At 66.4% G+C, this 9,516-nt stretch carries 10 protein-coding genes and 1 tRNA gene; 7 read left to right on the top strand and 4 right to left on the bottom strand.

The window, feature by feature from the left end:
• On the top strand, positions 1–487 hold a 487-nt coding region (locus JWM94_RS14840), incomplete at its 5' end, for a carotenoid oxygenase family protein (RefSeq protein ID WP_299428756.1).
• On the opposite strand, the gene JWM94_RS14835 is transcribed toward JWM94_RS14840, so the two are convergent.
• Both JWM94_RS14835 and JWM94_RS14830 read right to left on the bottom strand, forming a co-directional pair.
• Complete coding sequence (locus JWM94_RS14835; protein WP_299428753.1) at positions 484–1,275, bottom strand: DUF1295 domain-containing protein; 792 nt, start codon at positions 1,273–1,275, stop codon at positions 484–486. The two genes, JWM94_RS14840 and JWM94_RS14835, sit on opposite strands and share 4 nt — an antisense overlap.
• Positions 1,272–2,585: an acetyl-CoA acetyltransferase gene (locus JWM94_RS14830; protein ID WP_299428750.1), complete on the bottom strand. Its 1,314-nt coding sequence runs from the start codon at positions 2,583–2,585 to the stop codon at positions 1,272–1,274. The genes JWM94_RS14835 and JWM94_RS14830 overlap by 4 nt, the downstream gene beginning before the upstream one ends.
• 29 nt (positions 2,586–2,614) lie before the next feature.
• On the opposite strand from JWM94_RS14830, the gene JWM94_RS14825 reads away from it, so the two are divergent.
• A complete protein-coding gene (locus tag JWM94_RS14825; protein WP_299428747.1) occupies positions 2,615–3,685 on the top strand; it encodes an acyltransferase in 1,071 nt (356 codons plus the stop codon).
• Positions 3,686–3,711: 26 nt separating this feature from the next.
• Here the strand turns inward: JWM94_RS14825 and JWM94_RS14820 are convergent.
• Positions 3,712–3,797 (bottom strand) — tRNA-Tyr (locus JWM94_RS14820).
• Positions 3,798–3,953: 156 nt separating this feature from the next.
• Between JWM94_RS14820 and JWM94_RS14815 the strand changes: the two genes are divergently transcribed.
• Positions 3,954–5,549 (top strand): M20/M25/M40 family metallo-hydrolase, encoded by a 1,596-nt coding sequence (locus JWM94_RS14815; RefSeq protein ID WP_299428744.1) that lies wholly within the window; start codon positions 3,954–3,956, stop codon positions 5,547–5,549.
• A 3-nt stretch (positions 5,550–5,552) separates the two neighbouring features.
• A complete protein-coding gene (rlmB, locus tag JWM94_RS14810) occupies positions 5,553–6,305 on the top strand; it encodes a 23S rRNA (guanosine(2251)-2'-O)-methyltransferase RlmB (protein ID WP_299428759.1) in 753 nt (250 codons plus the stop codon).
• An 86-nt stretch (positions 6,306–6,391) separates the two neighbouring features.
• On the opposite strand, the gene JWM94_RS14805 is transcribed toward rlmB, so the two are convergent.
• Positions 6,392–6,709, bottom strand: coding sequence for a 2Fe-2S iron-sulfur cluster-binding protein (locus JWM94_RS14805; RefSeq protein WP_299428741.1), 318 nt, complete (start codon positions 6,707–6,709; stop codon positions 6,392–6,394).
• Between the two features lie 69 nt (positions 6,710–6,778).
• Here JWM94_RS14805 and JWM94_RS14800 point away from each other — a divergent pair, with 69 nt between their 5' ends.
• From JWM94_RS14800 to JWM94_RS14790, 3 genes are all read left to right on the top strand, one after another.
• Positions 6,779–7,402: a DNA-3-methyladenine glycosylase 2 family protein gene (locus JWM94_RS14800; RefSeq protein ID WP_299428738.1), complete on the top strand. Its 624-nt coding sequence runs from the start codon at positions 6,779–6,781 to the stop codon at positions 7,400–7,402.
• A 224-nt stretch (positions 7,403–7,626) separates the two neighbouring features.
• Positions 7,627–8,952 (top strand): Nramp family divalent metal transporter, encoded by a 1,326-nt coding sequence (locus JWM94_RS14795; RefSeq protein WP_299428735.1) that lies wholly within the window; start codon positions 7,627–7,629, stop codon positions 8,950–8,952.
• A gap of 97 nt (positions 8,953–9,049) precedes the next feature.
• Positions 9,050–9,463, top strand: coding sequence for a holin family protein (locus tag JWM94_RS14790; protein WP_299428732.1), 414 nt, complete (start codon positions 9,050–9,052; stop codon positions 9,461–9,463).
• Positions 9,464–9,516: the final 53 nt, after the last annotated feature.

The raw sequence follows: 9,516 nt of genomic DNA, 5'->3' as shown, positions 1-9,516 counted from the left end.
CGGCCATCTGATGGCCTATGTCGACGAGCACAGCTTCCAGTCGAAGCTCCACCGCTGGCGCTTCAACCTCGCCGACGGGAGCACCAAAGAAGAGCGGCTCGACGACCGCGTGCTCGAGTTCGGCATGATCAACCAACGCGTCGCGGGCCGCAAGCACCGCTACGTCTATTCGACCACCTCGAAGCCCGGCTGGTTCCTGTTCAACGGCTTCGTCAAACACGACCTCGACACCGGCGAGTCATGGGAATTGCCGCTCGCCGAGGGCCGCTACGCCAGCGAAGCCCCGTTCGCCCCGCGCACGAACGCGGTGGACGAGGATGACGGTTACCTCGTCAGCTTCATCACCGACGAAAATCGCGGCACGTCGGAATGCATCGTCATCGACAGCAAGCGCTTCGCCGACGGCCCGGTCTGCCGCATCGCGCTCCCGCACAAGATATGCAGCGGCACGCACGCGCATTGGGCGGAGCGGGGCGCGCTGGGCTAGGCTTTGGGGAACCACGGCACAAAGCCCGAGGTGCGGCGGACGTAATCCTCATACCCCGGCTTCTTGCGTTTCATCCGCCCCTCGACCGTCGGCACGCCCGACCATTTCATCAGCGTGTAAGTCAGCAGGATCGGTCCCGGCAGCGCCCATAGCCCGGTGCCGCTCTCTGCGGCGATCAGATACAGCCCCCACCACGTACACGCGTCGCCGAAATAGTTCGGATGCCGCGTATAGCGCCACAGCCCACGGTCCATCACTTGCCCGGCGTTCTTGGGGTCGCGGCGGAAGCTGACCAGCTGCCAGTCGCCGATACTCTCGAACAGGATCCCGATCACCGCGACGCCCGCGCCGATCATCCCGACTATGCCGACCGGCGGCGCGGGGTCGATCTGGCCGAGCTGGACCGGCAGGCAGACGATGAAGAGGAGCGGCGCCTGGATCAGATAGACCAGCCGCATCGACGCTTGACCGAAGCCCCAGCCCTTGTGCTCCTTCGCCTTGGCGAACATCGTCTGGTAACGGCGGTCGGGGCCATGACCGCGCCAGCGCCACAGCAGATACGCGCCGAGCCGCACCCCCCAGATCGTGCAGAGCACCATCATCAGCAGCTTGCGCCCCGGATCGCCGCCGGTCTGCGCGTATGTCGCCCAGCCGAGCAGTACCATGCCGAGCGCCCACACGCTGTCGATCGGCGTGACGTCGCGCGTCTTGAGCGTGATCAGCCACAGCACGATGAACAGCGCCACGAGGATCGCGGCGTTGGTGGCGAGCAACGTCGCGACGGTCATGCCGCCTCCCGCTCGACGATGAAGCTGACTGTCGTGGTAGCCGATCCGCCGATATTGAGCGTCTGCACTCGCCGTGCGCCCTCGACCTGGTAATCGCCCGCGCCGCCGGTCACTTGCTTGTGCGCGTCGAGCAGCATCCGCACCCCCGTCGCGCCGACCGGGTGGCCGAGCCCGATCAGCCCGCCCGACGGATTGACCGGCAAGCGCCCGCCGATCTCGATGCTGCCGTCCTCAATGGCCTGCCACGATTGCCCGGGCGGCGTCAGGCCGAGATGGTCGATCGCCATATATTCGGTGGTGGTGAAGCAATCGTGAGTCTCAACCGCGTCGATTTGCGCGATGCCGCTCACGCCGGCGCGGGCGCGCGCATCCAGGATCGCGCGGCGGACTTGTGGGAAGACGTAATCCTGCCCCGCGCTCGCCGCGATCTTCGCCGCATAGCCGATCGGCGCCGAGCGATGCCCCCAGCCGGTGATCCGCGGCAAGCTGTCGAGCGGAATGCCGCGCTTCGCCGCATACTCGGCCGCGCGCTTGGGCGAAGCGAGGAACACCACCGCCGCGCCGTCGGTCACTTGCCCGCAATCCGTCTTGCGGATGCGCCCTTCGATTACCGGGTTGGCCTCGTCTTCCTCGGTGAAGCTGGCATCGCTAAACACATGTCCGCGCGTCTGGGCGTTGGGGTTGCGCTTGGCGTTGGCGAAATTGATTTCTGCGATGCGCGCGAGATGCTCATATTTGAGGCCATGGCGCCGCTCATACTCGTCGCCCAGATCGGAAAACGCGCGCGGCCAGACATACTCGGCGTCCTCATATTCGTACCCCGCCCAAGCGGCGGCGCCGAGATGCTGCGCGGCGACGCGGCCCGGCACATTGCGCATCTGTTCGATCCCGGCGACGCAGGCGAGGTCGTAGCGCCCGGCGTCGATCTCCGCACTGGCGGCGAGCACGGCGACGCTCCCCGACGCGCAGGCGGCCTCATGTCGCGCGGTCGGCAAGCCGTCGAATGCCGGATCGACCAGCCCGAAGAACCCGCCGAGCAGCCCCTGGCCGGCGAACAATTCGGCGGCGAAATTGCCGACATGCCCGGTGTCGATCTCGTCCGCATCGAGCGCGGTCGCGGCGAGTCCGTTGCGCACGGTGTCGGCAAATGCGTCCGCCAGGCCGATTCCCTCGCGGCTCCAATTCGCTGAAAAATCGCTCTGCCAGCCGCCCAGCAAATAGACCATGCGCTTCTCCCCGCCGCGCTTGTCGCGCGTCGCATGACCATTGGCAATCGTGCGGCGCCGCCCATCGGCTTGTAATCGTTTCACTACCGACATAGTCCCCATTTGTGGGGGGTATGGATCGCTATCGCGTAACGTCGCCCACATCATCGACGATCTGGTCGATCCAATATTTGCGAGCGATCGCCGCCATCGGCGTGGTCGTTTTCCATACGCTGACCGAAACAGGGCATGATTTCGAATTCGGCGCGACGGGCGTCGATCTGTTCTTCGGGATCAGCGGTTTCCTGATGTACTATGTAACGCAGGGCAAATCGATCGGGCCGTTGGACTTTTTGTGGCGCCGGTTCCTGCGCATCGCGCCACTATATTGGTTCGCGACGCTGTTGACCGTCGGCGCCACGTTCATCCGCCCGGGCTTCTTCTGGCAAGCCTCGCGCGACGTGTCGCGTGTCGTTTTGTCGCTGCTGTTCGTCCCGCAAAACGGCATCGACGGCGGCATTTATCCGGTGCTGTATCAGGGCTGGACGCTGCAATATGAAGCGTTCTTCTACCTGTTATTCGCGTTGAGCTTGCTGGTGCCGGGTATCTGGCGGCTGATTGCGATGACGGCGGTGATCGGCGCCCTCACGGTGTGGGGACGGATAGCGCCGGAGTCGCACAATCCGGTGTTTCTGACGTACACCGACCAGATCGCGCTCGAATTCGTCGCCGGCGCCTGGGTCGGCTGGGCGTGCGCCCGGCGCTGGCCCGGCGGGCTTGGCTGGCGCTGCGTCTATCTGGCGGCGCTGATCGGCGGATGGTCGCTGCTCTGGGCAGCGTGGTGGTACGAGGACGCATGGGACGACCTGTCGTTCGTCGCGACGGTCACGGCGATCAGCCTGATCCTCGCCGGATCGGTGATGCTCGAACGGCACCACTGGATGCCCAGGCTACGCTGGCTGCGAACGCTCGGCGAGGCGTCGTACGCCATCTACCTTTTCCAGGATTTCGGCTTCGTCGGCGTCGCCGGCTGGGACGCCGGCCATCCGATCGCGGTCCGGCTGGTGTTGTTCAGTGTGGCGTCGCTGGCGGTGGGATTGCTGGCCTATTGGGGCCTCGAAAGGCCATTCGATCGTCTGGTGCGCAAGCGATCCTCGTCCGCCGTTAGATCCGCCTCGCTGAAGGTGGCCGTCACCGCGCCGTAATGCACTATTCGCCTCGAGCTGGGCGATGGTGGACAGGGCTGGATTCGAACCAGCGTACGCTTGCACGGGCAGATTTACAGTCTGCTGCCTTTAACCACTCGGCCACCTGTCCCCAGGTCGTCGTACCCGAAGGCACGGTTGCTTCGAAAAGCGAGGGCGCCCCATGCCGAAGCGCGGCAGTGCTGTCAACGCGCGGTCGCCGCGCTTGCGCGGGACGCGGCGCGGCAATAGCGTGCGCCTAGCGTTCGTCTCCCAGGGAAATTCACTCATGCGCAAATCGCTTCTTGCCGCGGTCGCGGCCGCCGCTCTCGTCATTCCCGCCGCGTCGCAATCGAGCGACCTGGGGATGACGACGCGGATCATGGACGAAGGATTCAACCGCAGCCAGGTGATGCTGACCGCCGAATATCTGGCGGACCAGATCGGCCCGCGGCTGACGAATTCGCCGGCGATGAGGAAGGCGGAGACCTGGACGAGCGGCAAGTTCACCGAATGGGGGCTGTCGAACGTCCACAAGGAGGCGTTCGAATTCGGTCGCGGCTGGACGATCGACAGCTCCAGCGTGCGGATGATCAGCCCGCGCCCGATCCAGCTGACCGCGATCCCGATCGCCTGGACCCCGGGCACCAATGGCGCGGTGACGGGCGAAGTGGTGGTCGCGCCGCTGGCGACTCCCGGCGACTTCGCCAAGTGGAAGGGCAAGCTGCGCGGCAAGATCGTGCTGGTGACCAGGCCCGACACGGGCTCCGAGCCCGGCGATGCGCCGTTTAAGCGGCTCGCCCCCGACGACATCGCCAAACTCGACCAGTTCGTCCAGCCGACCTACGATCCCGCCGCCGCCGACCGCGGGGTGCGGCGGCTCGGTTTCGCCAAGGCGATGGACGCGTTCCTGCAGGAAGAGGGCGCGGTCGCGTACGCCACCAAGTCGCGGCTCGACGGCAAGCTCGTCCACGGCGAGGGCTATCTGTTCGGCGTCGGCGACACGGTGAAGACGCCGGGGGTCGAGATCGCGGCGGAGGATTATCGCCGGCTTGCGCGGCTCGCCGGGCTCGGCCTCGCGCCGACCGTGTCGATCGACAACCAGGTCCGCTTCGACGACAGCGATACCAACGCCTACGATATCCTCGCCGACATTCCGGGGAGCGCGAAGGACGGCAGCTATGTGATGGCCGGCGCGCATCTCGATTCGTGGGTGGCGGGCGATGGCGCGGCGGATAACGGCGCGGGCTCGGCGATGATCATGGAAGCGGCGCGCATCCTGTCGCGGCTCGGAGTCAAGCCCAAGCGCACGATCCGCTTCGCGCTATGGGCGGGCGAGGAGCAGGGGCTGCTCGGCAGTCTCGCTTATGTCGAAAACCATTTCGCCACACGCAGCGGCAACTCATCCGCGACGGGGCTGGCGCGCTATCAGGGCTGGGCCAATCGCTGGCCGATCACCACCAAGCCCGAATGGGCGAAGATGGCGGCCTATTTCAACATCGACAACGGATCGGGCAAGTTGCGTGGCATCTTTGCCGAGAACAACCCGGCGGTGGTGCCGATCTTCGAGGAGTGGCTGAAGCCGTTCGAATCGATGGGCGCGTCGTCGGTGGTGATCCGCAAGACCGGCGGCACCGACCACGTCTTCATGCAGGCGGTCGGGCTGCCTGGGTTCCAGTTCATCCAGGACCCGCTCGATTATGGCAGCCGGATCCACCACACGTCGATCGACACGTTCGACCACCTCAAGGCCGACGATATGCGTCAGGCCGCGGTGATCCTGGCGGCGTTCCTGTGGAACGCTGCGAACGGCGACGCGCTGCCCCGCCCGCCGGTGCCGACGCAGCCGACCAAGACCGATCCGTTCGCCTATGGCGATGAGTAAGTGGTGAAGCGTCGCGGCCATCGCCCGAGCCAGGCCCCCGGCAACCGGCCCCGCATCTGGGGCCGGCACCCGGTGCTGGCGGCGCTCGCCAACCCCGAACGCACCGTGCGCAAGATGTGGGCGACGCGCGAGGCGCTGGCCGGGCTCGATATCCCGCCGGTGATCCCGATCACCTTCGCCGATGTGGCGGATCTCGGGCGGCTGGTGCCCAATGACGCGCCGCACCAGGGGCTGGTGATCGAGGTCGATCCGCTCGAGGACATTTGGCTCGGCGACCTGCTCGAACAAGGCGCGGGGGAGGGCGACGAGCGGCCGCTGCTGGTGCTCGACCAGGTCACCGACCCGCACAATGTCGGCGCGATCCTGCGCTCGGCGGCGGCGTTCGACGCGCTCGGGATCGTTACGCAGGATCGCCATTCGCCGCCCGAGAGCGGCGCGCTCGCGCGCTCGGCGTCGGGCGCGCTGGAGATCGTGCCGTGGGTCCGCGTGGTCAATCTGTCGCGCGCGCTGGAGGAAATCGCCGAGGCCAATTTCTGGCGGATCGGGCTGGCGGGCGAGGCGACCGACACGCTGGCGACCGCGATCGGCAAGGCGCGCGTCGCGCTGGTGCTCGGCGCCGAGGGTGAGGGGATGCGGCACAACACGATGCAGCATTGCGATCAGCTCGCGAAGCTGCCGATCTCGGCGCGGATGGAGAGTTTGAACGTGTCGAACGCGGCCGCGATCGCGCTGTATGCGGTGGCGGCGAGAGGCTGAATCTGTGCTCCGGCGCAGGCCGGAGCCCTGGTCATTGGCGATGTCGTGGCAGGCCAACGCTCCGGCCTGCGCCGGAGCACGGCGGACTAATCCTCTTCCGCGATCCGCACCTTCAACCCGTCGAGCGCATCGGTGAATTCGATCTGGCACGACAGCCGGCTGGTTTCGTCGCGGTCGGCGGACGAATCGAGCAAGTCGTTTTCGTCTTCGCTCATCGGATTCACTTTGGCCGCAAATTCCGGGTCGACATGGACGTGGCACGTCGCGCAGCTGCAACAGCCGCCGCAAAGCGCGAGAATTTCGTCGATCCCGGCGTCGCGGATCACCTCCATCACCGAAAGGCCGGCCTCGCCCGTGATTTCCTGTTCTTCCCCGCCGCGCGTCACGACGATAAGCTTGGGCATGGTAATCCTTCCTAATCCGGTTGCCCCGCGCCATGCCGCGCGCTGCACCCGCAATCAAGGCCGCAGAACATGGTGACCACTCCGAAGACGATGCGGACTGCATGCGATGCGCTCGCCACGATGGATCCGGCGTTCGCGAAAGCGATCGAGCGCGCCGGCTATCCCGAACCGCGCGTGCGTGAGCGCGGCTACGGCACGCTGCTGCGCACGATCGTCGGGCAGCAGGTCAGCGTCGCGGCGGCGGCGTCGATCTGGCGCAAGCTGGAGGAGCAATGCGGCGACCTCGAACAGCCCGCCAATGTCGCCAAAGCGAGCGACGAGCAACTCCGCGCCGCCGGCCTGTCGCGGCAGAAAGCCAGCTACGCGCGCAGCCTGGCCGAAGAAGTGACCAGCGGGCGGCTCGATCTCGCCAATTTGCCCGCCGACGACGAGGAAGCGATCGCCGCGCTCACCCGCGTCAAGGGCATCGGCCGCTGGTCGGCGGAAATCTACCTGTTGTTCGCCGAAGGACGGGCGGATGTGTGGCCGGCGGGCGACCTGGCGGTGCAGATCGAGATCGGGCGGATCCTGGGGCACGAAGCGCGCCCGTCGGAGAAGGCGATCCGGGAGCTGGCGGAAGCATGGCGCCCGCATCGCGGCGCGGCGGCGATCCTGGCGTGGCACCATTATAAGGTCGATATGGCGGTGATCTAACTTATATCGTCATCCCCGCGAAAGCGGGGACCCAGCTCGTTCGTTAGCCCGTCTCACGACGGTAGTTTTTGCAGGTACCTTGCAAGCTGGGTCCCCGCTTTCGCGGGATGACGGCAAGAGGTTAACCGCCACGATTGACGCGGACCGCCGCCGCCCAGCATAGCGGCGCAACCGCCTGGCCGGATCGCGCATATCCGGCCGATGCGCAGCAACAAGGGAACCGAGTGACGCCACCGCCGACCAGCGACGCGATTCAGCACCATGCGTTCGGCAAATCCTTGTCCGAAAGCCATGCCAGCGTCGCCGTGCCCGCGCGCGGGTTCTGGCGGCGGGCGATGGCGTTCGTCGGGCCGGGCTATCTGGTCGCAGTCGGTTACATGGACCCGGGCAATTGGGCGACCGACCTCGCCGGCGGATCGGCGTTCGGCTATACGTTGCTCGCGGTCGTCTTGCTGTCGAGCCTGATGGCGATCCTGCTCCAGACATTGTCGGCGCGGCTCGGCATCGCGGCGGGGTTGGACCTCGCCCAGGCATGCCGCCAGCGGTACAGCCGCCCCGTCACACTGATATTATGGGTGCTGTGCGAGCTCGCGATCATCGCCTGCGACCTCGCCGAAGTGCTCGGCACCGCGATCGCGCTCAAATTGCTGTTCGGGCTACCGCTGCTGGCCGGCGTCGCGATCACGTCGTTCGACGTCATGCTGCTGCTCGCGTTGCAGCGCTTAGGGTTCCGCAAGCTGGAGGCGTTCGTCGCGACGCTGCTGGTCGTGATCGCGGGCTGTTTCGTCTACGAATTGTGGCTGGCGCGGCCCGACTGGGGCGCGGTCGCGGGCGGGTTTGTGCCGACCAGCCAGATCGTCACCAACCCGGCGATGCTGTACATCGCAATCGGCATCCTCGGCGCAACAGTGATGCCGCACAATCTCTACCTTCATTCGTCGGTGGTGCAGACGCGGGCGTTCGCGGGCGAGGACAAGCGCGGCGCGATCCGCTTCGCCACTGCCGACACGGTGATCGCGCTCGGCTTCGCATTGCTGATCAACGCCGCGATCCTGATCCTCGCGGCGGCGGCGTTCCACACCGCGGGCCGCACCGACGTCGCGGAGATCGAGGACGCGCACCGCTTGCTGTCGCCGATGCTCGGCGCGGGCGCGGCAAGCGTGGTGTTCGCGCTGGCGCTGCTCGCGTCGGGGCAGAATTCGACGATCACCGGGACGCTCGCCGGGCAGATCGTGATGGAGGGGTTCCTCGACATTCGGCTGCCGGCATGGGCGCGGCGGATGATCACCCGCGCAATCGCGATCGTCCCGGCGGCACTGGTCATTGGCCTGGTTGGGGAGGGCGCGACGACCAATTTGCTGGTGCTCAGCCAAGTCGTGCTCAGCCTGCAATTGCCGTTCGCGGTGATCCCGCTGGTGGCGTTCACCGCCGACCGCAAGCTGATGGGCGATTTCGCCAGCCCGGTGGCGCTGCGGCTTGCGGCATGGATCGTCGCGGCGGCGATCGTCGCGCTCAACGTCAAGCTTCTGGCGGGAATCGCGTTCGGCTAGTCGAGCTGGGCGCGAGCCTGACCTGTGTTTTTCCATTTTCCTACAAATTACCAGATAGGTTATCCGTGATTCGTTTTACTCACCAAGGAGAACGATCATGGCGTTACTCGATGCGATCGTCGGTCCGATCGCCGGGCTGCTCGACAAGCTGATCCCCGACCCCAAGGCGCGCGACGAGGCGAAGCTCAAGTTGCTCGAACTACAGGGCAGCCAGGAGATGGAGGCGACTCGCACGCAGATCTCGGCGATCGTGGCGGAGGCGCAATCGGCGGACCCCTGGACCAGCCGCGCGCGGCCGAGTTTCCTCTACGTGATGTACGCGCTGCTGCTCTGGGCGATCCCGATGGGGCTGATCGCCGCCGTACAGCCGCAAATGGCCAACGAGATCGCCGCCGGCATGAACGCGTATCTCAGCGGCATTCCCGACCCGCTCTACGCGCTCTTCGGCACCGGCTATCTCGGCTACACCGTCGCGCGGCAATGGGGGAAGGCGGCAGGCACCGACAAGTGAGTCCGGCGGGCGACGGACGTTGCGCGTCGTTCTTGCCTCACACGGATTCGCTC

This window comes from Sphingomonas bacterium (assembly GCF_028289855.1).
In the GTDB taxonomy this organism is placed as follows: Bacteria; Pseudomonadota; Alphaproteobacteria; order Sphingomonadales; family Sphingomonadaceae; genus Sphingomonas.
The sequence above is the reverse complement of the archived record's forward strand: the minus strand, read 5'-3'. Positions and strand labels throughout refer to the sequence as shown.